General features: G+C 61.1%; 21 protein-coding genes and 1 pseudogene. 16 read left to right on the top strand and 6 right to left on the bottom strand.

Translation table 11 applies throughout. From position 1 onward, the window contains the following. Positions 1 to 94 precede the first annotated feature (94 nt). From QKE52_RS09375 to QKE52_RS09355, 5 genes are all read left to right on the top strand, one after another. Positions 95 to 1,405: a hypothetical protein gene (locus QKE52_RS09375; protein ID WP_347948658.1), complete on the top strand. Its 1,311-nt coding sequence runs from the start codon at positions 95 to 97 to the stop codon at positions 1,403 to 1,405. A gap of 12 nt (positions 1,406 to 1,417) precedes the next feature. Continuing rightward, positions 1,418 to 3,136: a GAF domain-containing protein gene (locus tag QKE52_RS09370; protein ID WP_347948656.1), complete on the top strand. Its 1,719-nt coding sequence runs from the start codon at positions 1,418 to 1,420 to the stop codon at positions 3,134 to 3,136. A gap of 118 nt (positions 3,137 to 3,254) precedes the next feature. Further along, on the top strand, positions 3,255 to 4,373 hold the full coding sequence (locus QKE52_RS09365) for an alcohol dehydrogenase catalytic domain-containing protein (protein WP_070517817.1): 1,119 nt from the start codon (positions 3,255 to 3,257) through the stop codon (positions 4,371 to 4,373). A gap of 306 nt (positions 4,374 to 4,679) precedes the next feature. Further along, positions 4,680 to 5,786, top strand: a complete 1,107-nt coding sequence (locus QKE52_RS09360) for an alcohol dehydrogenase catalytic domain-containing protein (RefSeq protein WP_347948655.1) — start codon at positions 4,680 to 4,682, stop codon at positions 5,784 to 5,786. 47 nt (positions 5,787 to 5,833) lie between these two features. Then, positions 5,834 to 7,330: a hypothetical protein gene (locus QKE52_RS09355; RefSeq protein WP_347948654.1), complete on the top strand. Its 1,497-nt coding sequence runs from the start codon at positions 5,834 to 5,836 to the stop codon at positions 7,328 to 7,330. A 210-nt stretch (positions 7,331 to 7,540) separates the two neighbouring features. Here QKE52_RS09355 and QKE52_RS09350 read toward each other — a convergent pair whose 3' ends face one another. Next, positions 7,541 to 8,722 (bottom strand): acyl-CoA dehydrogenase family protein, encoded by a 1,182-nt coding sequence (locus QKE52_RS09350; RefSeq protein ID WP_347948653.1) that lies wholly within the window; start codon positions 8,720 to 8,722, stop codon positions 7,541 to 7,543. 87 nt (positions 8,723 to 8,809) lie between these two features. Here QKE52_RS09350 and QKE52_RS09345 point away from each other — a divergent pair, with 87 nt between their 5' ends. The 4 genes and pseudogenes from QKE52_RS09345 to QKE52_RS09330 all read left to right on the top strand — a co-directional run bounded on the left by QKE52_RS09345 (position 8,810) and on the right by QKE52_RS09330 (position 11,680). Continuing rightward, on the top strand, positions 8,810 to 9,220 hold the full coding sequence (locus QKE52_RS09345; protein WP_347948652.1) for a thioesterase family protein: 411 nt from the start codon (positions 8,810 to 8,812) through the stop codon (positions 9,218 to 9,220). A gap of 48 nt (positions 9,221 to 9,268) precedes the next feature. Further along, positions 9,269 to 10,255: pseudogene (locus QKE52_RS09340) on the top strand (nitronate monooxygenase); the annotation flags it as partial. A 3-nt stretch (positions 10,256 to 10,258) separates the two neighbouring features. After that, positions 10,259 to 11,059 carry an enoyl-CoA hydratase-related protein gene (locus QKE52_RS09335; RefSeq protein WP_347948651.1) on the top strand — a complete coding sequence of 267 codons (801 nt, stop codon included), beginning with the start codon at positions 10,259 to 10,261 and terminating at the stop codon, positions 11,057 to 11,059. Between the two features lie 231 nt (positions 11,060 to 11,290). Continuing rightward, complete coding sequence (locus QKE52_RS09330) at positions 11,291 to 11,680, top strand: MmcQ/YjbR family DNA-binding protein (RefSeq protein ID WP_070545262.1); 390 nt, start codon at positions 11,291 to 11,293, stop codon at positions 11,678 to 11,680. A gap of 342 nt (positions 11,681 to 12,022) precedes the next feature. On the opposite strand, the gene QKE52_RS09325 is transcribed toward QKE52_RS09330, so the two are convergent. Next, positions 12,023 to 12,712: a hypothetical protein gene (locus QKE52_RS09325; RefSeq protein WP_347948650.1), complete on the bottom strand. Its 690-nt coding sequence runs from the start codon at positions 12,710 to 12,712 to the stop codon at positions 12,023 to 12,025. A gap of 325 nt (positions 12,713 to 13,037) precedes the next feature. Here QKE52_RS09325 and QKE52_RS09320 point away from each other — a divergent pair, with 325 nt between their 5' ends. After that, positions 13,038 to 13,484, top strand: a complete 447-nt coding sequence (locus QKE52_RS09320; protein ID WP_049156188.1) for a MarR family transcriptional regulator — start codon at positions 13,038 to 13,040, stop codon at positions 13,482 to 13,484. Between the two features lie 45 nt (positions 13,485 to 13,529). On the opposite strand, the gene QKE52_RS09315 is transcribed toward QKE52_RS09320, so the two are convergent. Both QKE52_RS09315 and QKE52_RS09310 read right to left on the bottom strand, forming a co-directional pair. After that, a complete protein-coding gene (locus tag QKE52_RS09315) occupies positions 13,530 to 14,765 on the bottom strand; it encodes a M20 family metallo-hydrolase (protein WP_347948649.1) in 1,236 nt (411 codons plus the stop codon). A 9-nt stretch (positions 14,766 to 14,774) separates the two neighbouring features. Then, positions 14,775 to 16,367, bottom strand: coding sequence for an amidohydrolase (locus QKE52_RS09310; protein ID WP_347948648.1), 1,593 nt, complete (start codon positions 16,365 to 16,367; stop codon positions 14,775 to 14,777). Between the two features lie 131 nt (positions 16,368 to 16,498). Between QKE52_RS09310 and QKE52_RS09305 the strand changes: the two genes are divergently transcribed. From QKE52_RS09305 to QKE52_RS09280, 6 genes are all read left to right on the top strand, one after another. Beyond that, positions 16,499 to 17,638, top strand: a complete 1,140-nt coding sequence (locus QKE52_RS09305; protein ID WP_347948647.1) for a helix-turn-helix domain-containing protein — start codon at positions 16,499 to 16,501, stop codon at positions 17,636 to 17,638. A 138-nt stretch (positions 17,639 to 17,776) separates the two neighbouring features. Continuing rightward, on the top strand, positions 17,777 to 19,129 hold the full coding sequence (locus QKE52_RS09300; protein WP_144013096.1) for an MFS transporter: 1,353 nt from the start codon (positions 17,777 to 17,779) through the stop codon (positions 19,127 to 19,129). Between the two features lie 65 nt (positions 19,130 to 19,194). Continuing rightward, complete coding sequence (locus tag QKE52_RS09295) at positions 19,195 to 19,803, top strand: cation transporter (protein ID WP_046647695.1); 609 nt, start codon at positions 19,195 to 19,197, stop codon at positions 19,801 to 19,803. A 411-nt stretch (positions 19,804 to 20,214) separates the two neighbouring features. Further along, positions 20,215 to 21,597, top strand: a complete 1,383-nt coding sequence (locus tag QKE52_RS09290; protein WP_347948646.1) for a hypothetical protein — start codon at positions 20,215 to 20,217, stop codon at positions 21,595 to 21,597. Positions 21,598 to 21,805: 208 nt separating this feature from the next. Then, positions 21,806 to 22,981 (top strand): alpha/beta hydrolase family protein, encoded by a 1,176-nt coding sequence (locus QKE52_RS09285; RefSeq protein WP_347948645.1) that lies wholly within the window; start codon positions 21,806 to 21,808, stop codon positions 22,979 to 22,981. Between the two features lie 51 nt (positions 22,982 to 23,032). Then, the gene (locus QKE52_RS09280) at positions 23,033 to 24,427 is read left to right on the top strand and encodes a GntP family permease (protein WP_347948694.1); all 1,395 of its coding nucleotides are present in this window, start codon (positions 23,033 to 23,035) and stop codon (positions 24,425 to 24,427) included. Here QKE52_RS09280 and QKE52_RS09275 read toward each other — a convergent pair. Further along, the gene (locus QKE52_RS09275) at positions 24,424 to 24,915 is read right to left on the bottom strand and encodes a gluconokinase (RefSeq protein WP_347948644.1); all 492 of its coding nucleotides are present in this window, start codon (positions 24,913 to 24,915) and stop codon (positions 24,424 to 24,426) included. The two genes, QKE52_RS09280 and QKE52_RS09275, sit on opposite strands and share 4 nt — an antisense overlap. Positions 24,916 to 24,990: 75 nt before the next feature. Further along, complete coding sequence (locus QKE52_RS09270) at positions 24,991 to 25,377, bottom strand: hypothetical protein (RefSeq protein WP_049155956.1); 387 nt, start codon at positions 25,375 to 25,377, stop codon at positions 24,991 to 24,993. Between the last annotated feature and the right edge of the window lie 40 nt (positions 25,378 to 25,417).

Below are 25,417 nucleotides of genomic sequence, written 5' to 3'. Positions count from 1 at the left end.
TTCCGCTCCATCACGCACGGGGCAGGCACCTTCAAAGGCAGCCTGCCCCGTTTGCATAAGTAGAGATTTCTATCCACCTAAAGTTAGGTTCACCATGCTTAAACGCTCATTCGGCATCGCGATGGCCTTCATCGGCGTGCTCGCGGGTGCCTCCTTCGCGTCCGGCCGCGAGGCCCTCCAATACTTCGTTGCCTTCGGAAACATGGGCATCGTCGGCGCCATCGTTACTGCACTGGCCATGACCATCTCCGGTATCACTATTCTCCAACTAGGTTCTTATCACCGTGCCAAGGAGCACACTTCCGTGTTCAACGCGGTGTCCACCCCCATCGTGTCGAAGATCCTCGACTTCGCCACGCTGACCTGTCTCTTCTGCATCGGCTTCGCCATGTTTGCCGGTGCCGGCGCCAACCTTAACCAGCAGTGGGGCTGGCCGGTATGGATCGGCGCGGTCCTCATGCTCGTGCTCACCCTGCTAACCGGCCTGCTCGATGTGGACAAGGTGACCATCGCCATTGGAGTCATCACCCCGTTCATCATCATTCTGCTGACCATCGGCACCGTCTACACCGTGCTCACGGCCAACCCCGATTGGTCGCACCTCAACGAGCAAGCACAGCAGCTGCCGACGACGCTGCCCAACTGGTGGGTCTCCGCCATCAATAACCTGGGGCTGAACGTCATCGTGGTGGTCTCCATGATGATCGTCATCGGCGGTAACTTCCTCGATGCCAAGGAGGTGGGCTACGGCGGCATTCTCGGAGGCGTATGCTTCCTCTTCCTGCTGGCGGTCCTGGTCGGCGGCCTCTACGTCTCCGTGGGACCGATCACCGAGGCTGAAATGCCAACGCTGGCCATGATTGAGCAGATCCACCCATGGCTTGGTATCGCCATGTCCATTGCCATCTACGGCATGATTTATAACACCGCGATTGGTATGTTCTATGCCTTTGCCAAGCGCCTGACCCGCGGCAAGCCGCAGCACTTCTACAAGGTCTATGTCATCTCCGTGCTCATCGGCTTTGTCCTCTCCTTCATTGGCTTCTCCAACCTCATCGGTTGGGTCTACCCGATTCTGGGCTACATGGGCATCGCCATCATGTTCATCATCGGCTTCGCCTGGTTGAAGAACCGCGGGGAACTGCAGTCCGAGGCGGACCTGCGCCGCCGCGCACGCGAGCTCCTCAAGAAGCGTTTTGAGAATGACAACCACCTCTCCGATGAGGAGATGCGTGAACTCGTGGCCATTGCTCGCAACTCCTCCATCCCGGAGTCTGACTTCATCGAGGAGATCATGACCGAAGTCGATTCCGACGACCTACCCGAGGATATGCAGATCGGTGATGGCAAGCTCCACGCGCTCATTACCGGCAAGCCCATCCCGCGCACCAAGAAGAAGGTCTAATAAGCTAAGGCCATGTCTCTCCTCGGACCCGTCCTCTCCCACCTCGCCAGCGGCACCCGCGTCCCCGACGAGCTGCGAGAGAAACTGGCTGCCGAGGAGCTCAGCGCTCTTCGGGCCATCGAGGAAACCATGCGCGCCAACCACACGTGGCGGGTGATGTCGACCAAACTGCTCGATGTGTCCCACATGCTCAACTCGGGCCGCGAATCCACTGATATTTTCCGGGCCATCGTGCGCCACGCGCGCTCCACCATCGGCACCGACGTGGGCTATCTCAGCCTCAACGATGAGGACACCGGCTTTACCAAGGTGTTGGCCACCAGCGGTGTCGTGACGGAGGAATTCCGCACCATCAACATGCCGATGGGCTCCGGAGTCCTCGGCATCGTGGCCGCCACCAACCGCCCAGCGTGGACCTATGACCACTCCGTCGATCCCAACGTCACGCACGTGGATTACGTGGACCGTGCGGTAGAAGCCGAAGGAATCCGCGGGATCCTCGGCGCCCCGATCCGCATTTCTGGGCGCACCATCGGCGCGCTTCTCGTGGGGGATCGCCACCCGCGTCACTACACGCACGAGGAGATCGCCGCGCTCGAGGTGCTCGGCTCTATTACCTCCGTGGCGCTGGAGAATGCCCAAGTCATTGAGAGTCAGGGCGAATCCGTCGCGGAGCTTACCCGCTCCCAAATTGCGCTCAGCCGCCACGTAGACGAATTGCAGTGGCTCAATGACGTCAACACGCAGCTGCTCCACGTGCTGATGAACAATCCCAGCTTCGAAGAGCTCGAACGCGTGCTGGCTAAGAGCCTCGATGCGCCGGTCACGCTGTGGACCGCGGAGGATGCCCCGGACACTCCCCCAACCAGCACGTTCCCCGTGGAGTTTAACGGGCGGGCGCTGGGCACGATTGGTGTGGACAAGGAGCTCAGCGACGCCGAACTGCGCGTCATCAGCCACGCCTCCGCAGCCTTTACAGCGATTGCGCTTTTTGCTGAGGCGCTTGTCGACGCCACCGCGCGCAAAGTCGACGACCTCGTCTACGCCGTAGCACTAGGCAACGCCGGGCGCGAGGAGATCGCCCGCCTGCGCCACCTCACAGGCATCAGCCTGAACTCTTCGGCACAGCTGTATTTCGTAGGCCTGCACTCGGCCAAGAACTTGCCCACCCGCCCGCAGCTGGAGCATCTCCTGCCGGGTAACGCCGCCATTACGCACCACGACCAGCATGTGTGCGTGCTGTACCAACCGGATCGGGATATCGATAAGGCGCTGGCCCCACTGCTGTCTGAATTCCCTGAGTTGACGGTCTCTGCCATCGGCTTCGACGGCCTGAGCTCCGCGCGCAGCGCCCACGATTCCGCCATGGCCTACCTGGATTCAGCACTCGCTTTGGGCTTGCGCGGCCAGCTCGTCACCGAGGACTCCCTGGGCACGGTGGGCCTCATCCTGGGTGCGGACCCGCAGGCACTGAACGCGCTGTCTACGCGCACCATCGGCCCGCTGGTGCACTACGACGAGGAACACTCCACCGAGTTGACTGCTACCGCGCACCACTACTTGCTCTCCGGGCACAGCATCCCGCAGACCGCCCGGGCGATGTTCATCCACCCCAATACGGTGCGCCAGCGGCTCGACCGGATCGCGGAGCTCATGGGTGATGAGTGGGCGGTCGGCCAGCGCGGGCTCGATGTCTTCGTGGCGCTGCGCGCCCACACGCTCAGCAAGTAGAGAATTCCCCATCCATATAACGATCCGGTGTAGTTTTTCCTATACCGTTCCGGCCCTCCTTTACGCCCGGCGGCGTACATTGCGATGCATTAACCCCATCCGATGTCTGGAGGTATCCATGTCTGACACGATTACCATTCGAGGTGCCGTCCTGGAGCGTTCCGGCGACGAGCGCCCCTACGCCGATTCTCAGCCCATCACCGTGAGCGAGCTCGAGCTCTCCGCTCCTGGCGAGGGCGAGATCCTGGTCAAGATCACCGCTGCTGGCCTGTGCCACTCTGACCTTTCCGTGGTCAACAACAACCGCCCCCGTCCGCTGCCGATGCTGCTGGGCCACGAGTCCGCCGGCATCGTCGAAGAGATCGGCCCGGGTGTTACCAACGTCAAGGTCGGCGACCACGTGGTCATGACCTTCCTCCCGCGCTGCGGTGAGTGCGCCGGCTGCAAGACCGACGGCAAGATGCCGTGTGAGGTTGGCTCCAAGACCAACAACGAGGGCACCCTCATCCGCGGCACCCGCCACCTCACTCGCAACGGTGAGACGATCCAGCACCATCTTGGTGTCTCCGGCTTCGCCACCCACGCCGTGGTCTCCGAGCTCTCCGTCGTACCGGTGGGCTCCGATGTCCCGGCCGATATCGCCGCCATCCTCGGCTGCGCCATCCTCACTGGTGGCGGCGCCGTGCTCAACGAGATCGATCCAAAGCCGGAGGACAGCATCGCCGTCGTCGGCCTCGGTGGCGTGGGCATGGCCGCCATCATCACCGCCGCTGCGCTCGGCGTGAAGGAGATCGTGGGCATCGACATGCAGAAGGACAAGTGCGAGAAAGCCATCGAAATCGGTGCCACCTCCGCGATGACCCCACAGGAAGCTGAGGAGTCCGGCAAGAAGTTCACCGCTGTCGTAGAGGCCGCCGGCCATCCGAAGGCACTGGAAACCGCCTACAAGGTCACCGCACCGGGCGGCCTGACCGTCACCGTCGGCCTGCCGGCACCGGGCTCCACCATCACCATCGACCCGCTCGTAATGACCGCCGAAGCACGCCGCGTCCACGGCTGCTACCTGGGTTCCTCCGTCCCGTCGAAGGACATCCCGAAGTACGAGCAGCTGTGGCGCGAGGGCAAGCTCAACGCTGAGGCCCTCATCTCCGACCACATCAAGCTCGAGGACATCAACACCGCCATGGACCGCCTGTCCGACGGTGTAGCACTGCGCCAGATCATCGAGTTCGACTAACCAAGGTTCGACTAAACCTCAAGCACTAAACCTCAACGAACCTCTCACCTTTCCTCACCAAGCCCCGCGTCACTCAAGCGCGGGGCTTCACGCGTTTTCCTACAAGTAGCAATCGCCGCACAGGAGACACCTACCCCAATCTCGTCACCCGTCGAAATGGTTAAACATCTACTTCAAGAGTCACAATATAGAACTTTTTACATATTGTTACACATATCACGATATGGCAAAATGGTAACTTAGGCCTCACTCTGCCGGAGTGTGGAGTATTGCTCGCTGTTATACCCCCTGAGAGAGAGGCTCACCATGAAGATCAGAGGTGCTGTACTTGAACGACTAGGCGCGCCACGCCCCTACGCAAAATCACAGCCACTCACGGTCCAAGAGTTGGAACTTGATCCGCCTGGACCTGGCGAAGTTCTTGTCCGAATTACTGCTGCTGGTGTTTGTCATTCCGATTTGTCCGTGGTTAATAACAACCGTCCACGTCCTGTCCCGATGCTCTTGGGCCACGAGTCCGCCGGCATAGTCGAGCAGATCGGTGAGGGCGTGAATGACTTAGAGGTTGGGCAGCAAGTCGTATTCACTTTCCTCCCGCGCTGTGGAAAGTGCAAACAGTGCCAAACCAACGGCATGATGCCTTGCTCGGTCGGTTCTCAAACAAACGAAGAAGGAACACTCCTGGGCGGAACTCGACGACTGCATCGCGGCGACGAGATTGTCCAACACCATGTCGGTGTTTCGTGCTTCGCAACCCATGCTGTTGCAGCAAGAGAAACGCTCGTTCCCATCGGAAACGACGTTCCCTCAGATATCGCAGCGGTTTTCGGTTGCGCAATCCTAACCGGTGGTGGCGCCATCCTAAACGAGCTGAAGCCGTCCCCAGATACCACCGTTGCCGTAGTTGGAATCGGTGGCGTTGGAATGGCTGCAGTCATTACGGCCCTCGCCCTCGATGTAAAAAAAGTCGTCGGTATCGATATGCAGGCATCGAAACGCCAAGCTGCTCTCGATCTCGGCGCACACGAGGCATATTCACCTCAAGAGGCGGAAGACATGGGCCTCAAATTCGATGGTGTCGTCGAGGCAGCCGGTCACCCAAAGGCACTAGAAACCGCCTTTAAAGTAACGGCTCCCGGAGGAACGACAGTCACTGTCGGTCTTCCTGCACCAAACAGCTCGATCACCCTAGACCCGCTCACAATTACTGCTGAGGCCCGAAGAATACACGGAAGCTACCTTGGTTCCTCAGTTCCAAGCGTAGACATTCCCAAGTATGAGCAGCTTTGGAGAGACGGGAAACTCAAGGCAGAAGGACTGATTTCCTCCCATATCAAGCTTGATGAAATCAACGAGGCCATGGACTCCCTATCCGATGGAACTGTGCTTCGACAAATCATCACATTTGACTAACCCTTACCTCAAGAAATGACTTTGGAATTCGAGAAAGGGCCGTAAACATGACTACGACCACCCCTGGAATTGATGAAGGAATTGGTACTCCGACACCCAGTTGGAAACTTGGCCCCTTCGACGTCCGCATCCCTTTTCTTCACTATCGCTTTGAGTTCGCAGACTTCTCTCAAGGCTTGATTATGTGTGCAGTCGATCTAGCTGCAATTCCCCTTATTACCGAAGCCGTAGGAATGCCTTTTGAGATGGCGATTGCCATCGTCCTGATGAACGGCTTCCTCTACCTCCTACATGCGCTTCTTGGCGATCCCGTTGTTCCCGGTTGGATTACGCCTGCGATCCCTCTACTGCTCGTTTACCTCCACAGCTTTCCCGAGGATGAGCGCGTGTGGGCTCTCGTTGCCTTCCAGCTCCTCTTAGGCTTGTTCTCGATGACACTAGGCATAACAGGCTGGGCATCTAAGGTTGTACATTTTGTTCCCGGGTCGATTAGGGCCGGCGTTATCATGGGTGCCGGGCTGGCTGCAGTTATTCAGGTATTCGGCGAGGATGGCAAGTTCCACAGCTTCCCAATCACCATTTCAATACTCCTAGCCGTGGCCTTCTTTATCATGTATTCGAAGGCATTCGCCATGCTACGAGCCAAAAGAAAAGGCTGGCGCATAGTTGGGTCCCTGGGCATTATCCCTGCTATCTTCTTGGCTGTTATTGTTGCACCTCTTGTTGGCGAGTCCCCTTGGCCCAAGCTTGAATTTGGATTCTCCAGTCCAGACTTTATTGGTTTGTGGCAGAACTACACTGTTTTTGGTCTTGGATTCCCGCCATTGAGCATGTTCATTACAGCAATTCCTACGGTTCTCGCTGCATATATCGTTGTCTTTGGCGATGTCCTTCAAGCCAAGGCAGTCCTCCACGAAGCAGACCATGTGAGAACCGATGAGGCTGTCGTTTATGACCCGAACCGTGCCCACATGCTTTTCGGAGTTCGAAACACCATCATGAGTATCATCGGCCCTGATGCTTGCATGTGTGGACCACTATGGGCTGCAATGCACGTCGTGATGGTCGAGCGCTTCAAACAAGGCCGGAAGGCAATGCAGTCGATTTTTGGAGGAACCTTCTCGTTCCGAATTGGTTGCCAAACCGGCATCATGCTTCTCCCGATTGTGACACTAGTACAACCGATCTTGCCTGTAGCGCTAGCACTCACTCTCGTCATCCAAGGTTTCGTCAGTGTACGCGTCGGCATCATGGAAGCGAAGAATCAGCGAGACTTGGGAATTGCAGGTGTAGTCGCTGCAATTCTCGCCATTCAAGGAGCAACCTGGGGCTTCGCAGCCGGAATTATCCTCGTTGCAGTTATCTACGGACGGGATTTCTTCAAGGAACAGCGAGATGGAACCCTGCGTCAATTCGATGAGATCCCCGAGGAAGAGGCACGAGCACACCACCTTGCTTCCTCCCGCGTCAGTTTCTCATTCGAGGAGAAGAACCGAAATGATTCAATGATTGATTCGGATGAAGCGTCTCCTGATTCGAAATAGGATTTCTAGCTCAAGCTCTGTCCTATCCTCCGTTTGCTGGTGACTACACAGCGACTCTAGATGGTCTCCTTATTCAATTCCTTTACCAGAGCAAGGGGACCATCTTTTTCTGAGTTTTCGGCACGCAAATGGTCCCTGATCTGGGATGGAGGACCATCTACCGAATCCACGGGACCAGCTGCATGAGTTTAATAACTCTGGTCTGCGCGATTAGCTAAACGCCTGCTCCCCCGTCAGCACACGTCCCAGAATCAGCGTGTGGATCTCATCGGTGCCCTCATAGGTGCGCACTGATTCCAGGTTTGCGGCGTGGCGCAGCGGCGAGTAGTCCGCAGTGATACCGTTGCCGCCTAGGATGGTGCGCGCCTGGCGGCAAATGTCGATGGCGGTTCGGCAGTTGGCCAGCTTGCCCACCGAGATTTGGTAGGGCTCCAGCGTGCCCGCATCCTTGGCACGACCCAGGTTCAGCGCCAGCAGCTGCCCCTTATTAAGCTCCACCGCCATATCCACCAGCTTCTGCTGGGTGAGCTGGAAGGACGCCAGCGAGCGGTCGAATTGCTTGCGCTCCTTGGCGTACTCCAGCGCCGCCTCCAAAGAATCACGGGCCGCACCCAAAGCGCCGAAGCTAATGCCGAAGCGAGCCTCGTTCAAACACATAAACGGCCCCTTGAGTCCCGGATGCTTGGGCAGCAGAGCGTCGGCGGGCAAAGTAGCGCCTTCCAGTTCAATATCGCACTGGATAGAAGCGCGCATCGACAGCTTGCGGGTAATTGGCGTCGCCTTAAACCCCGGCGCAGACGTCGGCACGATGAAGCCGCGCACGCCCGCCTCCACCCCAGCGGCGGAGGCATCCTCCTCAGAAACCTTGGCCCAGATGATCGCCACCCCGGCCACGCTCGCCAGGCCAATCCAGCGCTTCGCACCGTCCAGGACCCATTCACCGGAGCGGTAGCGCGCCACCGTCACCATGCTGGCCGGGTCCGAACCGGCGGTCGGCTCCGTCAACCCGAAGCAGCCAATCATCTCACCGGCGGCCATCTTGGGAAGCCACTGTTGCTTCTGTTCCTCCGAGCCGTGCTTATAAATCGCCGACATCGCCAGCGAGCCCTGTACTGACACCACCGTGCGGATACCGGAGTCTCCTGCTTCCAGCTCCTGCATGGCCAGCCCGTATTCCACCGCGGAACGCCCAGCGCAGCCATAGCCTTCCAGATGCATCCCGAACAGGCCAGCCTCCGCCAGCACCGGGAGGATGGACTCTGGCAGCACCGCGTCCTCGTACCACTGCCCCACGTGCGGGCGGATGTGCTCATCCACCAGTGCGGCGACGCGGTCACGGGTAGCTTTTTCTTCTTCGCTCAGCAGAGCATCGATTCCCAGAAGATCTGTCATGGCGTTCTCCTCACGATTCGAGTGACGAACCACAATTCGTATGTATAGTAATACGCATCACTTTACCCGCTCTCCCCAGGAGGAACAATGCGCGCGCCCGCCAACGCCATCCCGATAACCCTTGCCTTGCGGTGGTCCGACCAGGACGCGAACGCCCACGTCAATAACGCCACGATGGTCACGCTTTTAGAGGAAGCGCGCGTCCGTGCGGCCGCCAAACTGAGCGGCCCCGTCGCCACCAATTCCTATGCTCACGTGGTGCGTTCCCTCGAAGTGCAGTACGACGCCGAGCTCACCTACACCGATTCCATCGAGGCGCGGGTGTGGATTTCGCGCATCGGAACCACCTCCTACCAGGTTTCCCACGAACTGGTTCAGGACGGAACGTCGTGCGTGTTCGCGACGGCGACGCTGGTGCTTATCGACGTCTCCGCGCGCCGCCCCATCGCCCTGCCCGATGACCTCAGGGACCGCCTGCACGCCCATTTTTCCGAATAGCCATTCACCTTTTCATTCACTCTCCTCCCCCACAACCTCGCACCACCAAGGAGCACAACACTCATGATTTCCACCCGCGTCACCGACATGCTCGGCATCGAGCACCCCATCATCCAAGGCGGAATGCAATGGGTCGGCCGTGCTGAACTCGCCGCCGCGGTATCCAACGCCGGCGGCCTCGGCGTCGTCACCGCGCTTACGCAGCCCACCCCGGAAGACTTGCGCCACGAGATTCGCCGCACGCGCGAGCTGACCGATAAGCCCTTCGGCGTCAACCTCACCATGCTCCCGGCAATTACCCCACCGCCCTATGCGGAATACCGCGACGTCATCATTGAGGAAGGCGTGAAGATTGCAGAGACCGCCGGCAACAACCCCAAGGACCACATGCCGGCTTTCAAGGATGCTGGCATCACTGTCATCCACAAGTGCACCTCCGTGCGGCATGCGCTGAGTGCACAGAAGGTGGGCGTCGACATCGTGAGCATCGACGGCTTCGAGTGCGCCGGCCACCCCGGCGAAGATGACATTCCGGGACTCGTGCTCATCCCCGCTGCCGCGGACCAGCTGGACATCCCCATCGTGGCCTCCGGCGGCTTCGCGGATGGCCGCGGGCTCGCTGCCGCCCTGGCACTGGGTGCCGAGGGCATCAACATGGGAACCCGCTTCGTGGCTTCCACGGAAGCCCCGGTGCACGAGAACGTCAAGCAAGCCATTGTGGAGCGCAGCGAGCTGGATACCCAGCTCATCCTCCGCGAGCTGCGCAATTCCACCCGCGTGGCCAGGAACGCGGTAAGCGATGAGGTAGCCGAGCGCCTAGCCCAGGGCGCCGAGTTTGGGGATATCCGCCACCTCGTTGCCGGCAAGCGCGGCCGTGCAGTCTACGAAACCGGTGATTTGGACGCGGGCGTGTGGACCTGCGGAACGTCGCAGGGTCTAATCCACGATGTGGCCCCCTGCTCCGAAATCGTCTCCCGCATCTCCGATGAGGCCGAGCGCATCATTTCCTCCCTCACCGAGCTTGTTAAGGACTAAACCATGACCGATGCCATCCTCACCCGCCGCGAAGGCTCCGTCCTCGTCGCACGCATCAATAACTCCGCGCGCCGCAACGCCATTGCCAAGGACCATTGCCTGGCTCTCTCCGCCGCGCTTGCCGACGCCTCCTCTGACCCCGCCATCCGCGCCCTCATCATCACCGGCGATGAGACCGCCTTCTGTGCTGGAGCGGATCTCGTCGCCGCCGCGCAAGAGGCAGCCACCGCGCAAGCTGCGGGCGAGACTCCCGACCCGGCCGAGTCCACCATGCTTCCCCAGCTCAACGCACTGGTGGCTGAGATTCAGGCCGCCGAGATTCCCGTCATCGCCGCGGTCGAAGGTGCGGCCGCTGGCGCGGGTGCTTCGCTGGCTTTTGCCTGCGATCTCATCGTGGCCGGGGAGGACTCCTACTTCACGCTGCCCTTCGGCAAGATTGGCCTTATCCCTGACGGCGGCGTGAGCCTCACCGCGCTGGCCTCCGTGGGGCGCCACCGCGCGCTCGCCTTGGCATTGCTACAAGACAAGCTCGGCGTCGCCGAGGCCGAGGCTGCAGGTCTCGTAACCACACGCGCACCCCAGGGCCACGCGCTGGCCACTGCACTGGGGGTATCAGAACGCCTGCACATCGCACCGCGCGATGCCCTGGCCAAAGCCAAGGAGGCCATCAACCGCACCGCCCTTGGCCAGCTCGATGAACAGCTCACCTGGGAAGAGCCGACGCAGTACGCGCAGATGGCCTCGGCTGGCCACAAGGAGGGAGTCACGGCATTTCTGGAGAAGCGTTCCGCGCGTTTTGATTAGCAAAAATCGACTAGCAGAAAACTGCCAGGCGGAGTTCATGGCGGTGCCAGCACTGGCCGCCATACTCTGTGTTGTGCGTTTGAGAGAGCGCATGCGAGAGAGAGAACCCCTCATCCTCCGGAGGGCGGCCAGTGGCTGATAATCGGAGGAACTTGATAGAGACGCTGCTGGGCCCTTCCCCGAGGAATCGCGGGAGGGGCCCAGCGGTGTTTTTCACCTAGCCTGGTTCACATGGATTCTTCTTCTCCACTGGATCTCCACGCCTGCGCTAGCGCCCGCGCTGCCGAACTCCCCGGCGCGACGTTGACGCACCCCTTCGGCCCTGACTGGGACGTGTTCAAGGTACGCGGCAAGGTCTTCCTCCTCCTCACCGCGGCTACTGGCCGCCCGCAGGCTATCCTCAAAGCTGAGCCCCTGGACGCCGAAGCGCTGCGCAGCGAGCACGCCTTCATCACACCCGGCTATCACATGAACAAGCGCCACTGGGTGTCCGTACACCCAGATCCCCGACTCACCCCGCAGCTTCTCAACGAACTTGTAACGGACTCCTACCGCCTTGTGGTGGAAAAGCTCCCCCGCTCACAACGCCCCATTAATCCGTCCGATTTTGGCTCTCCATAACCCCGATTATTAGCCCCGGGGGCAACTCCCCGCACAGACTCCATTGCGTCTTGGTGGCGATAACCAGCGGAATTCAACCAGCACAGCAGACTCACAGCTCACCTCTGCCTTTTAGGCGAGTCTAAGCTTCACATTGTCTGCCGATCAGTTGCATACTGTATGTCGTGCGTTGGAGAGAACGCACACAGAGAGAGATAGAGAGACTTCAGCGCCCTGTGGCCCTCAGTGTGAGCGGCCCGGGCGCTGAAGTTCTTATTACAGGAAACCGCGCCGGTTTAACCCAAGACAAAAGCCCCTGCCTCAACGAGGCAGGGGCAAAAAGAACCTAGAAGCTACTTAGCCTTAGAAAGGCAGCTTGATGTTGAGGTTCAGGGCCTTCGCGATAGCCGGGAAGGCAGCAGCAACGGCAGCGAGAACGCCGGCAACGATGCCGAAGATAGCCAGCGGAGTCGGCTTGCCGTCCTTGGAGGACAGCACACCCTCAGCGGAGCTCTTCTTGTCGCCTGGTTCGGCAGTCTTGGTCGGGGTCGGTTCTGCAGACTCAGACGAGGTTGCGGAGGTAGAGGTCTCACTCGAGCTCGTGGGAGATTCCGACGGCTCGGTGGTCTCGGAGGTTTCGCTTTCCTTCGGCTCCGTGCTCTCAGAAGCGGAGGGCTTGGAGGTGTCGCTTTCCTTCGGCTCAGTGCTCTCGGAAGCAGAGGTCTTGCCAGTCTCGGGAGCTTCGGCCTCGGAGCTAGAGGTCGCAGACCCAGAACCCTTCTCGTCGGATCCAGGAGCCTTGGCCTCACCGTTCTTGACGTGAGTCTCCATGTCCTTTCCAGAGATGATGTCCTTGACCTCCTCGCCAGACTCATCCTTGGAACCAGGGGCAGGGACAAAGTTTCCATCGGAATTCTTGTAGTAAGTCACACCGTTGTAGACCAAGGTGTTAGAAAGCGGAATGCCGTCGTATTCAGCGAAGGCAACGGTGGTGCCGCCGAGGAGCAGGGTACCGGACAGGGCTACTGCAGCAAGGGAACGGGAAATCTTCATGGATTCTCCTTAGGAGTCATACAAAATGTAGGGAGCCAAAGATTGACTGCACGTTAACAATAGTCACATTTGCGTCTCGTGTCACCAGTTTTTAAACTCACCCCCGCGGACGGGCAAAGAACACAGTCGCCTCTCGTATTCCTAACCCGATAAAAGTCCTTTTTATCTGCTATTTACCGCCGCTGTCGCTGAGTGGATCAAACACTTTCGACTAGCGGCATAAATTTCCTTTATATTACCCCCGCCTAACACCAATAAAGTGGCTAAAAGTGTGTTCTTGGAACTCGGTTGCAGATTCCCTCCCCGAACTTTTACGCTTGATTACGTGACAGATATTGATCCAATCGCTGAGACCATCGCGGAGTACCGCCGCTTCGAACGCGCCCGGGCTAGGTTCGACACAGAAGCGCGCCGCGAGTACGGAATCACCGGTTCCCATCTTTCGCTTCTGCGGCTCATCGATAAGAAGGGCCCCATCCCGATCCTTCAGCTGCGCAAGGAACTAGGATGGCAACCCGCCACCATCGGGCAGGCTGTCAAGCGCTTAGTGCGTGATGATCTCATTGCGCTCAACGACGATCCGGAGGACCTGCGCCGCCGTTTGTGCGACATCACCGAAGAAGGCCGTCGCTTCCTGCTCCATGTCCCGCTTACCGGCCCAGTGCGCTTACGCACCTACGAGTTCAGCGAGGAAGAGCTCACCGCGATGAAGCGCGGATTCGAGGTCGCACTACAGGCCTTTGGCTACGAGCCGTGGAGCGATAACGACTAAGGCAGATAGCAACTAGCGCGTCTTGCGCGGCGGCGCGCAGGGCACCTAGCCCTCCCCGCACCCGGATTCCACGAGGCGTTGCGCCACGTGCGTCAGCACGTCCAGGCCGGCCACGCAGTCCTCCGCCGTGGTGAATTCCTTTTCGTTGTGTGAGATGCCGTCGACGGACGGGATGAAGAGCATGACCGTCGGCACCACCTCCTTGAGGTTGGTCGAGTCATGGCCGGCCACCGTATAGATCTCCTGGTGCGAGTAACCCAGTTCCTCCACTACCTCCCGGGCCAGCGCGACGCCGGCCGACGGGTAGGGGTTGAGAGCCCACTCGTGCGTCGGGGATAGCTCGACTGAGGTGCGGGACTCCTCCTCTGCTTCGGCGATGATCTCCTGCAGGCGTGCTTGGGCCTTGTCCAGCACCTCCGTAGACGGCGAGCGCACATCCACGTTGAAGCGCACCTCGCGCGCGATGGTCACGGGCGAGTTCGGCTCCAGTGTTAGCTGCGAAACCGAAGCCTGCAGCTGCCCTTCATCGAACTCGTGGGTCAGGCGCTCCACTGAAGCAATAATGAGGGAGGCACCGAAGAGCGCATCCTTCCTATCGGCCATCAGAGTGGAGCCGGTATGCCCCTGTTCACCGGAGACCACCGCCTGGAATTTCTTCGCGCCCCACGTGGCGGTGACCAGGCCAATCGTGTTGCCGGCAGCTTCAAGTTCCTTGCCTTGCTCGACGTGGATCTCCGCATAGGCCGCGAGCTTCGGAGCTTCACCGCGCGGGGCCCAACCAGCTTCCTCCTGAGCCTGCGCCACGGTGACGCCGGCGAGGTCGGTGGCGGAGTGGGCGTCGTCAAGCGCCAACGTTCCCACAAACACGGAGCTGCCCATCATGGAAGGCGCAAAGCGCGAGCCCTCCTCGTTGAACCAGTTGATAACCGCCAGGTTATAGCGCGCCTTAGCACCCGATTGCGCCACGCGCCCGGCGGCATGAGCTGCCGCCAGCACGCCATAAGCACCGTCGAAGCGGCCGGCCAAGGGCTGCGAATCCAGGTGCGAGCCCACGCCCACGTACTCGGCGCCGCGGGCGAGCTCAAAGAGACCGTACTGGTTGCCAATCTCGTCGTAGATGACCCGTGCTCCCAGGGATTCCAGGACCTCATGGAACCAGGCGCGGTTGAGGTTATCGCCGGCACTCGCCGCTTGGCGTTCTACGCCACCACCCGGAGTGGCGCCGTTGGCGGACATGGCCTGGAAATCTGACAGGAATTGTTCGTTAGTGGTTGCTCGCATTTCTACTCCTTAAAAGCTTCCGTAGCGCAGCTCGCCGCCCACGATGGTGGCGGCCACGTCGATGGTGGATAGATCGTCAGTATTCAGCGGGTCCTGGGAAAGCAGCACGAAATCCGCCAGCTGCCCCGGCATCACCTGCCCCTTGCGCCCGGCCCAGCCCGTCGCCGCGGCCGAACCTGCGGTGTAGGCGTAGAGAGCCTCGGCTGGGGTCAAACGGTCCTCCGCCCCATAGTCCCGGCCCGAGGCGGTGCGCCGCTCCACGAAGGCCTGCATGACCTCCAGGGGCACCCCGGGTGCCACGGGCTGATCGGAACTGCCGGGGAGGATGAGGGAGGCGTCGAGAAGCCGCTTGCCTGGGTAGCTCCACACGGTGCGCTCCGGGCCGAGGGCATCCGTCATCGCGTCGCCGAAAGCCCGGATGAACAGCGGCTGCGGCACCACCACGATGGGCTGGCCGCGCAGGCGCTCAATCTGATCGGGACGCACCACGCCGCCGTGTTCGATGCGGTGTGGCATGGCGGGCACGCCATGCTTGTCGACGGCCTCCTCCAGCGTCTCTATCGCAAAATCCACCGCCGCATCGCCGATGGCGTGGATAGCCAAGGACCAGCCGGAATTCGCCGCCTGCAGCGCACGGGTGCGCATCTGTTCCGGGTCACCCTGGAAGTATCCGTGATGGGAGCAGCAGGCGTAATTCTCCGTCAGTGCGGCGGTGGTACCTAGCAGGGAGCCATCGCTGAAGATCTTGACGGGGCCGATCTGCAGCCACTCATCGCCAAAGCCGGTGCGCAGGCCACCATCCAGGCCCCAGCCGGGGCCGTCGGAGGCGTGCCCGGAAATCTCGTGGAGCACATCCATGGTCACCATCACCTGCATGCGGGTATGCAGGGTGGCGTTTTGGTAGGCGGCGATCTCGCGCGGGCTGTGCCCGATCCAGCCGCCGGCCACCCCGGCGTCCGTGACGGAGGTCAGTCCGCACTTCAGGTACCGGCGCGTAGCTAGCTCCAGGGCGCGGGCGATCTCCTCGCCCGATTCCGGCAGGGTTACCGCTTGAATCGCGCGCATGGCGTTTTCATCGAGCAGCCCGGTGCAGTGCCCGTCGGCATCGCGAACGAACTCGCCGCCTTCGACCTCGGGTGGGTTGGCGGGATCGACGCCCGCCGCGCGCAGGGCCGCGGTGTTGACAGTGTAAGCGTGGCCCGAGTTGTGCTTGATCAGCAGCGGAGCCCCGCCGGTGGCGTGGTCAAGCTGCGCAATCTCCACCGGCGCGTCCAGTCCGGAGGGGCGAAACCCTGCGGCCACTACCCAGCCGTCGGGGTTGGGCTCGGCCTCGTGCAATGCAGAGTAGACATCCTCTGGCGTTGTGGCCTGGGATAGATCCACCTCCAGCAGCGTTTGGCCAAACCACACGGTGTGGGAATGCGCGTCATTAAAGCCAGGAGTCAGCGTGCGCCCACCGGCATCCCACACCTGCTCAGCAGGCAGGGCACGGGCGGCCTCCCCCACCGCGAGGATGCGGCCGTTGGCAAAGGCCACCGCATCCGTGACCGGCCGCGCGGGATCCTGGGTCAGGATGTGGGCGTTGTCGATGCGCGTGATCATGCGTCCTCCTGCTTCTCTGACGAACTGCACGGGGACCGTGCTGTGTTTGTCACCACATGCTAGCCAGATCGGTGAGCCACCTCGCTACCTGCAGGGCAATCCACCATCGCTAAGCGTGTAGCGTTGTGCATATGCACGAAAAACGCTGGCGCGGCATCGTCGCGGAGGTCCACGGCACCATCCCCCGGCTGGTGGAGGATTTCCTCGCCGCTTTCACTCGTTCCGGCCGCTACGGCGACTCCCTAGTGAGCGAAGATGAGCTGCGCCTGACCGCCTTCGAGGTCTTCGCGCGCATCACCGACGTGCTGGTCTGCGCGATGGACGAGGAGGAGCTGCGTGCCCATGCGCAAAGCCTGGGCCGCCGGCGCGCGCACCAGGGGGTGGAACTAGCCACACTGATCGACGCCATCCAGCTCGACTTCACGGTCCTCTGGGAACACCTCCGCCGCGCGGCCGGCGTGGACCAGGAGGTGCTCATCGACCACGTGGCGCAGGTGCATTCGGTTGTGACGATGTACAACCTCGTGGTCCGCGATGCTTACCGCTTGGAGGAGGCGCGCGGGCAGCACGACGTGCACCGCGCTCACGCCCGACACCTGGAACGGCTTTTCGCTGCCGAGTCCCTCGGCACGCTGGGCATCGCGGAGATCGCCCGCGCACTCAACATCGATGCTGACACCCACTTCGACGTCGTGGTGGCCCACCCCACCGTGGCGGTGGAATTGCGCGCGCTTCTCGACGACCCCATCTCCTCCGGCGAGGCCTTCGGCCACCCTGTGCGCGGGATGTTCGTTACCTTCTGGCCTAGAGACCAAAGGCCCAGCGAACAGACCGCAAAGGACACCGGCGCAGGGCTGACGACGATCTCGGGCATACTTTTCCGCGACGTCATCGGCTTAGCCGGAGTTCGCGCGGCGGCGCAGCAAGCGCCGCGCATCTTCGACTCCACCGGCCCGCTGAGCCAACTCACCGAAGCGGCGGATGCACTCTGGGCTGTCGCAGGAGATGCCCTCGCAGACTTCACAGCCAGCGGCATGACGGAGCTGACGCAGACCATTGCCCAAATGCGCCTTGAGAACGCGCCGCTGTACCGAACCATCACCACCTACCTGGACTGCGGCTCCATCAAGGACTCCGCCGAAGCGCTGAACTGCCACCGCAACACCGTACTCAACCGCTTGCGACACGTTACTGAGCTCACCGGCCTTGATATCACCCGGCCCAAGGACGCGGCCCGAGTGCTGCTCGCACTGCACCGCGCGACACCTTAAGTCCTGTGCAACCGCACACTTCTGCCGCCCAGTCGATGGGGTGATGCATATAAATGCTGCCAGAACATCCCCCTTCAGGTGACCTACACCTATCGTTTCCAGGAAAGGTAACGCACTTCACACAAGGAGCACCTGGATATGACTACCAATCCACCCCCGGCTGCCCCGGTCCAATCTGACCCCGAGCAAATCAAGGTCGAGTCAAAAGATGTCTTCCGTATCGCCAGTTCCGCGTTCGTTGGCACAGCCCTCGAATGGTATGATTTCTTCCTCTTCGGCACCGCGGCCGCGCTCGTCTTCAACGATCTCTTCTTCTCGGGAATGTCAGGCACCGGCGCCACCCTAGCCTCCTTCGCCACCTTCGGCGTGGGCTTCCTTGCCCGCCCTCTCGGTGCAGTCATTTTCGGCCAGATTGGCGATAAGATGGGCCGCCGACCAGCACTCATCATCTCCATCGTTGTCATCGGTGTGGCCACCGGAATCATCGGCCTTCTGCCCACCTTTAACAGCATTGGCATCTGGGCACCCATCGCTCTCGTCATCTTGCGCCTGCTTCAAGGAATCGCCGTCGGCGGCGAATGGGGCGGTGCAACGACCATGGCTATCGAACACGCACCGGCTGAAAAGCGCGGCCGCTACGCGGCCTTCGTGCAGATCGGCTCCCCCGCCGGCACACTGCTCTCCTCCGGCGCCTTCGCGCTTGTGCTCATGCTTGATGATGACGCGGTGAGCTCCTGGGGCTGGCGTGTTCCCTTCCTCATCGCTTTCCCCTTCCTTGGAGTAGCACTGTGGATTCGCACAAAGGCTGAAGAATCTCCTGTCTACAAAGCCCTCGAAGAGGAAGCTGAGGCCGACGAGGCTGCGCACCAAGGCTCACTGAAGGAACTTTTCACGCAGCACTTCCCACAACTGTGCCTTGCTTCCGCGGCCGCCTTCCTCGGCATCGGCGGCTTCTTCGTCATGAGCACCTATGTCCTCTCCTACGCCACAACCACGCTGGACTTCGAACGCCAGACCGTCGTGAACGCCACCCTCCTCGGCGCTGTGTGCCAAATCTTCATCAACATCATCTTCGGACGCATCGGTGAAAAGATTGGCCCGGGTCGTGTTATCGGATACGGCGCGCTTGCCACCGCTATCATGGCGTGGCCGCTGTGGGCGATGATCGATACCGGCAATGCCGTTCTCCTCACGCTTGCGGTCTGCATTGGGCTGTCCCTGGTCACCATCACCTATTCCGTGTCAGGCGTCCTGCTCTCAGAGGTCTTCCCCGCCAACGTCCGCTATTCCGGCGTGGCCATCTCCGCCAATATCGCGTCAGCAGTATCGGGGCTGCTCCCCTTCCTTGCCACCGCGTTGAACGCTTCCAACGAGACCCCCAGTTCCACACCGGGAATCATCATCCTGGCCGCGACCGCCCTCATCACAGCCTTCGGCGGCTTCGCTGGCGAGAAACACCGCCGAGAAGACGACGTCGCCATCGTCGACTAATCCGAAACGGTTCACAAGAAAAACAAATTGGGACACGGCACCTCAGCCCACTAAGCTCAGGTGCCGTGTCTCAAGAACTCTCCTCCTCTACCCTGAACGCGCGCGCCCGGCACATTGTCGCCTGGGTCGCCGCGCTGAACCTCCTCGGATTCTTCGGCGAGTTCATCATCGCCTCCATCATCGGCTCGGCGGCACTGTTTGCTGACGCCGCCGACTTCCTCGAGGACTTTCTCATCAATGCGCTCGTCCTGCTCGCGCTGCGCTGGTCGGCGGAGGGGCGTCGCAAAGCAAGCTATGGCCTAGCCGGGCTGATCCTAATTCCGGCATTGGCGTCCTATGGCATGGCGATATGGAAGATCATCACCGGCGCTGTGCCTGAGCCACTTACGTTGTCGGGCACGGCCGTGGCGGCGATGCTCATCAACCTGCTCTGCGCGGTGTTGCTCATACAACTTCGCCACGGCAGCGCGCTCACGCGCGGCGCATGGCTGGCGGCACGCAATGATGTCGCCGCCAATATCCTCATTCTCGGCGCCGGCCTACTCATGCTGGTGTGGGCAAGCCCGTGGCCGGACATCGTGGTGGGCCTCATCATCGGCACCATTAACCTGCGCGCAGCGGCTGAGGTGTTCGAGCAAGCGCGCGCCGAAGATCCGGAAATTGAAGAGGATTAACGCGCCACCCCTAAGAATTTTTTAAGTAACCCGAAGACCTTCACACAATCACGCGCGCACCCCTGGGGCTAAAAATGGCCTGGCAATAAGCGCTGCGCGCAACCTTTTCCTACCCCGTATGGGGTCATTCTTTAGTTTGTGACCAAATGGTCAAAGAGACGTTTTCCCAGAATACGGTCTAGTTGGACAAAACCAAGGTCGGCGCAAATTTCTTAGCCAATTGTTCACCTTCACGTCACCCTATCGAAATATACTTCGCTATCCAAAAATATAAACAATCCTTAGGGTGCACGATCCTGAAAGTCACCTTATCGTTGCTTCACGTCACGCACTGAGCGCTACAGCGCATACGCAGCGCCACCACAGTGCGTCACCACATTGCCCCAAACTTTTTCATCCAGGAGAACAACCATGACCATGCGTCGTCGTACCGCCGGCCTCATCGCCGGCCTCGCGATTGCAGGCACCGCCCTCATCGCACCGGCTGCATCCGCAGCAACCCACACCGAGTCCTACCCGGAGACCCCGGCCGTTAACGCCAAGCTCCCCATCGTCCACACCAGCCACGGCTCCGACCACATGAAGGCCAACGTGCTCAACCCGCGCCCGGTGTGCAACCCGTGGGAGGACCACCGCACCGTGGTCTACAAGGTGACCGATAACTTCATGCCGGCAGGCACCATCTCCACCACCAACCAGACCAAGAAGGACATCCCGCTGCAGCAGGACCTGTCCAAGTCCCAGTCCATCACCCTGTCCGTCAACGGTGACCGCACCGAGACCACCTCCATGAACGCAGGTGGCAAGGGCTCCGGCAAGAACTCTGAGGGCTCCTTCGGCATCTCCCACCAGATCGCCACCAAGCTCGGCGCCTCCGCGTCCTACTCCCTGTCCTGGGAGGCTGGCCAGTCCATCGGCCCGTACGATGTTCCGCCGAACCACACCGGTGAGGCCACCTACGGCTTCCGCGTTCTGAACATGACCGGTACCCAGCAGTACTGCAAGCCGAACGGCACCTGGTCCACCCCGACCTTCTGGTCCGCAATGCAGCCGATGAAGAACGAGGTTCGCGTCAAGCTGTACGACGACATCGCGGATTCCTACGCTCCGAACAAGGACGCTCAGAACACCACCGACGTCAACGACCCGAAGGTTGTTGAGGAGGAGAAGTCCCCGGAGGCTGACGCTGAGGTCATCAAGGACAACGAGGTTGCTCCGGAGGAGAAGGTTGTCTCCGAGGCCGAAGGCAAGAAGGAAGAGGAAGCCGACAAGAAGGTCCAGGAGGACGTCGAGAACGGCAAGACCGATGAGGCTAAGCAGAAGCTGGACCTGAAGCCGGTTCTGACCACCTCTGGCGCTAAGCACGCAGGTTTCGCAGGCACCGTTGCTCTCCGCCTGGAGAACGTCGGCACCGAGCGCTACTACGGCAACTACCCGGCAGTTCAGTACCGCGTTGACGTCAAGACCGCTGAGGGCCCGAAGGGTGTTGACCGCCTGATCACCCCGCGTTCCTCCAATGGTGCGCACATCCGCGACCTTGGCTTCGACGAGAAGACCTCCACCCGCTCCTTCGAGGTCACCCTGGCCAACCCGATTAACGCTGGCGAGTCCGCGCGCGTTGCCAACCTGGACTTCGGCGACGGCAACACCAAGGAAGGCCGCCTGAAGAACTACATCGAGGTCACCCAGATTTCCCGCCTCGACGGTGACAAGTCCACCCACAACGACCAGAACGTTGATTCCCGCGAGATCACCGTCAAGGACACCGGCAAGAAGGCTGATGGCCTGTTCTAAGTAACAGCCCCCTCCTCTACATAACGAGTGTGCAGCCCGCCGGCGCTTAGTCCGGCTGCGAGAGAGTGCGTAAACCCCCGACCGCCCCCATGCGGTCGGGGGTTTACGTTTCTCCGGTGTGGAGTTTTCCGCGCCCAGCCCCACTAGCGCTGTTATGTACTAATGCACTAATGCAGGCGATGCAACGTTCGTTGGATATTCTGAGATAATGCTTTCCTCTCGCACCGCGCTCGCGGGCATTCTTTCGGTGGGGCTGATTCTTTCTCCTCCCCACACTCATCTCGCACACGCGCAGTCTTCAGTTGAATCCGCGCACTCAGCAGACTCGCTGAGCAGCGAGGTCACCAACATTGATCAGCACTCCTCTGCCCTCGATCCCATCGCGCTGGGTCCGTTGGCACCCGTGCTCTTCGCGGAGAACATCTTTGCCGTATGGGGACCGCTGCTCCAGCTGTTAAAGATTCCCGTCGTGGCGCCAGAAGCCACGCGCCCGCCAGCCACCGCCGCGCCGGCACAGCTGCGCGAGCTGCAGCACATCCAGGACAACGTGTGGCAGTTCAAGGCCTACTCACCATCCATGGACCGCGTCATCACCAACGACATTATTCTCCCGCCGGGTGGATTGGAGAATACTCAGCCCCGCCCGACCTATTACTTGCTCGGTGGTGCCGGAGGAGGCGAGGACGCACTGTGGTGGGACGGCGGAGGAGCCTCCGAGTTCTTCCAGGACAAGCAGGTCAATGTTGTCTCGCCGCGCGGTGCTTATGGCTCAATGATGTCCGATTGGGCCCAGCCGCACGACACGCACGGAAAGTACAAGTGGGCCACCTACCTGACCAAGGAGCTCCCGCAGCTTATCGACGCCGAGTTTCACGGCAACGGTACCGACGGCATCGCGGGCGTGAGCAACTCTGGCGGCCCAGCACTCGAACTTGCCACCTATGATCCGCGGTTCAAGGTGGCCGGTTCCATCTCCGGTTGCCCCTCGACCACGGGTGTTGTCGCGCAAGGCTTCGCGTGGGTCAGCGCGGCGTTCTACGGCACTGACCCGGCGCGCTCCTTTGGTGCACCGTGGGATCCGGCGTGGGCTCGGCATTCGCCGGTTCTCAACCTCGATAAGCAGCACGGCAGGAAGACGTTTGTCATCGTCTCACGCGGTGGCCCGGCAGACTTTGATGTCGACATTGAGGACTCACCGCTGCCGGCACTAGGCCTCAACGAGCGGTTAGATTATTGGTGCAGTTCCTATTACGCCAAGCAAGCCACCGCAGCTGGTGTGGACCTCGATTACTACGAGCTTCCGGAGGGGCGCCACACGTGGGGGCTGTTCCGACGTGAGCTGGCCACCAGTTGGGCCACGGTGGGCCCGGCTCTCGGGGTGTAGCCCCCTAGATCACCGCACGTTGCATTAGTAAAATCAGCATCCATGAATGTCATGGATACGTGGGAACCCACACTTACGACAGGACCCCTTCTCGGCATCGCCGCGGCTGCAATTGCGGTCATCTTGGTCCTTGTCATCTACTTCAAGGTGCACGCCTTCGTCACCCTCGTCACGGTCTCCGCGCTGACTGCGTTGGCCGCCGGCATCCCGCTGGATGGCGTGGTGCCCACCATGACGAGCGGCTTCGGATCGACGTTGGGTTCCGTGGCCTTGTTGGTGGGCCTGGGCGCCATGATCGGGCGGTTGGCGGAGACCTCCGGCGGTGCCAAGACGCTTGCCGACGCCCTCGTGAAACTCTTCGGCGAGGACAAAGCGCCCCTGGCGCTGGGCGTGGCCTCCCTCATCATGGGTTTTCCCATCTTCTTCGACGCGGGTCTCATGGTGATGCTGCCGGTCATCTTTGCCGTCGCCCGGCGCCTCGATGGCCCAGTGTTGGCCTACGGCATCCCCGCCGCTGGTGCCTTTTCCGTCATGCACGTCTTCGTCCCACCGCACCCGGGGCCTGTCGCGGCTGGTGAGTTCTTCGGCGCGAACATCGGCCTCATCCTTATCTTCGGTCTCCTCGTCGCGCTGCCCACGTGGTATCTCTCCGGCTACCGCTTCGGGCTCCACCTAGGAAAGAAGTACCCCTACCGCCTCGAGGAGGCGGTCACCGGCGCGCTGGTGAGCGACGCGGAACTGCCGGCGCGCCCGGCCTCCCCGTTCGCGGTTCTCAGCATCCTGTTCATCCCCATGGTGCTTATCTTTGGCAATACCGGGCTGACCACGCTGGGCACCGCTGGCCTCGTCGACCCCGCTGCTTCATGGGTGCGCTTCTTCATTTTCTTAGGCCAGACCCCGATCGCCCTGCTGATCACCACTCTTGCGGCGATGGTCGTGCTGGGTCTGCGCCGTGGGGAAAGCAAGAGCGCCATCGAAAAGACCGTGGAGTCTTCGCTCGGTCCGATTTGTTCCGTCATCCTCATCACCGGTGCCGGCGGCATGTTCGGCGGGGTGCTGCGTACCAGCGGCATCGGTGACGCGCTGGCGGATTCCATGTCCGGACTCGGCATCCCCGTTATCCTGGCCTGCTACCTCATCGCGGTTGCCTTGCGCCTGGCACAGGGCTCAGCCACCGTTGCCCTCACCACGGCCGCAGCCCTCATGGTGCCCGCCGTGGAGGCAGGCGGCTTCACGGAAATCCAGTTGGTCCTCATCACGCTCGCCACCGCAGCGGGCTCCGTCTTTGGCAGCCACGTCAATGACTCCGGCTTCTGGTTGGTCGGCCGGCTCATGGGCATGGACGTAGCCACCACCCTGCGGACATGGACCGTCAACCAGGCGCTGATTTCCGCGATCGGCTTCGGCGTCGTCCTTATCTTCTACGGCGCCGCCGCACTGCTTTAGACCTGCAGGTACTCGGCCGCCGCGGCGGCAAGGTCCTCCGGGGCAGCGCTGACATCCAGCACGATGCCTGCTTCCCCCGGCTGCAGTTCCTCGAGCGTCTCGAACTGTGAATCCAGCAGGGAGACCGGCATGAAGTGCCCAGAGCGCTGGCTCATGCGCTCCTTGAGCAAATCGTAGGAGCCGTGCAGGTGCACGAAGACCGTATCCGGTGCCGCGGCACGGATGATGTCACGGTAGGAGCGCTTGAGCGCGGAGCAGCCCACGATGGCCCCGGCGTCCTGGTCCGCGAGAAAGCGGCCGATGAACTCGAGCCAGGGCTTGCGGTCGGCGTCGTCAAGCGCCTGCCCCGAGGACATCTTCTCGATGTTCGCCTTCGGATGCATATCGTCCCCATCCCGAAAAGGCAGGCCGGTGCGCTGCGCCAGCAACTCCCCCACCGTGGACTTACCGCAGCTCGAGACTCCCATGATCACCACGTGCTTGCGCATCAATCCTCCTTAAGACAGCACCCGATCCTACGCGCTACGCACTACGTGCCGTAGCGCGGCTGACCACAGCGAGGCTTAGCCCAGTGGACCGTAGCCAAAGTCCCCGCGCTGCACCTCGCCGCGGGCATTCGGATCGAAGGTGGCGCACAGGGCGGCCGCCACGTAGCGAACGCCGCCCTCCGGCGCGGAGGAGCCGACGCGCTCAGCACAGTTCTCCAGTGCAGGCAGGCCGATGCTCTGCCCCGGCATAGTCATGGAGAAGAAGGACGCGGCCATCATGGTGTTACCATCGGCGCGAACATATTCCGAAGAGCCCTTGATGGCCTGCCAGGCAATCGCGCCAACGGGATCGGTGCGGAATTGATCCCGCTCAGTTTGAGTCAGCTCGGCGTTGGCGGCGGGGACGGACAGTGATGCAACGAGGAGCGCAGCGCATGCTGCGAGGAAAGAAGATTTTTTCATAGCAATACTGTATCCCCCGTGCCGTAGGGTTGTCCTGGTA

Origin of the sequence: Corynebacterium sp. c25Ua_47 (genome assembly GCF_039907205.1) — a bacterium.
GTDB classification, from domain to species: Bacteria; Actinomycetota; Actinomycetes; order Mycobacteriales; family Mycobacteriaceae; genus Corynebacterium; species Corynebacterium hiratae.
This window is presented reverse-complemented; position numbering and strand designations above follow the sequence as displayed.

Coding starts and splice junctions, on each gene's coding strand:
- QKE52_RS09375 (WP_347948658.1), top strand. CDS start 95: ATGCTTAAACGCTCATTCGGCATCGCGATGGCCTTCATCGGCGTGCTC.
- QKE52_RS09370 (WP_347948656.1), top strand. CDS start 1,418: ATGTCTCTCCTCGGACCCGTCCTCTCCCACCTCGCCAGCGGCACCCGC.
- QKE52_RS09365 (WP_070517817.1), top strand. CDS start 3,255: ATGTCTGACACGATTACCATTCGAGGTGCCGTCCTGGAGCGTTCCGGC.
- QKE52_RS09360 (WP_347948655.1), top strand. CDS start 4,680: ATGAAGATCAGAGGTGCTGTACTTGAACGACTAGGCGCGCCACGCCCC.
- QKE52_RS09355 (WP_347948654.1), top strand. CDS start 5,834: ATGACTACGACCACCCCTGGAATTGATGAAGGAATTGGTACTCCGACA.
- QKE52_RS09350 (WP_347948653.1), bottom strand. CDS start 8,722: ATGACAGATCTTCTGGGAATCGATGCTCTGCTGAGCGAAGAAGAAAAA.
- QKE52_RS09345 (WP_347948652.1), top strand. CDS start 8,810: ATGCGCGCGCCCGCCAACGCCATCCCGATAACCCTTGCCTTGCGGTGG.
- QKE52_RS09335 (WP_347948651.1), top strand. CDS start 10,259: ATGACCGATGCCATCCTCACCCGCCGCGAAGGCTCCGTCCTCGTCGCA.
- QKE52_RS09330 (WP_070545262.1), top strand. CDS start 11,291: ATGGATTCTTCTTCTCCACTGGATCTCCACGCCTGCGCTAGCGCCCGC.
- QKE52_RS09325 (WP_347948650.1), bottom strand. CDS start 12,712: ATGAAGATTTCCCGTTCCCTTGCTGCAGTAGCCCTGTCCGGTACCCTG.
- QKE52_RS09315 (WP_347948649.1), bottom strand. CDS start 14,765: ATGCGAGCAACCACTAACGAACAATTCCTGTCAGATTTCCAGGCCATG.
- QKE52_RS09310 (WP_347948648.1), bottom strand. CDS start 16,367: ATGATCACGCGCATCGACAACGCCCACATCCTGACCCAGGATCCCGCG.
- QKE52_RS09305 (WP_347948647.1), top strand. CDS start 16,499: ATGCACGAAAAACGCTGGCGCGGCATCGTCGCGGAGGTCCACGGCACC.
- QKE52_RS09300 (WP_144013096.1), top strand. CDS start 17,777: ATGACTACCAATCCACCCCCGGCTGCCCCGGTCCAATCTGACCCCGAG.
- QKE52_RS09290 (WP_347948646.1), top strand. CDS start 20,215: ATGACCATGCGTCGTCGTACCGCCGGCCTCATCGCCGGCCTCGCGATT.
- QKE52_RS09285 (WP_347948645.1), top strand. CDS start 21,806: ATGCTTTCCTCTCGCACCGCGCTCGCGGGCATTCTTTCGGTGGGGCTG.
- QKE52_RS09280 (WP_347948694.1), top strand. CDS start 23,033: ATGGATACGTGGGAACCCACACTTACGACAGGACCCCTTCTCGGCATC.
- QKE52_RS09275 (WP_347948644.1), bottom strand. CDS start 24,915: ATGCGCAAGCACGTGGTGATCATGGGAGTCTCGAGCTGCGGTAAGTCC.
- QKE52_RS09270 (WP_049155956.1), bottom strand. CDS start 25,377: ATGAAAAAATCTTCTTTCCTCGCAGCATGCGCTGCGCTCCTCGTTGCA.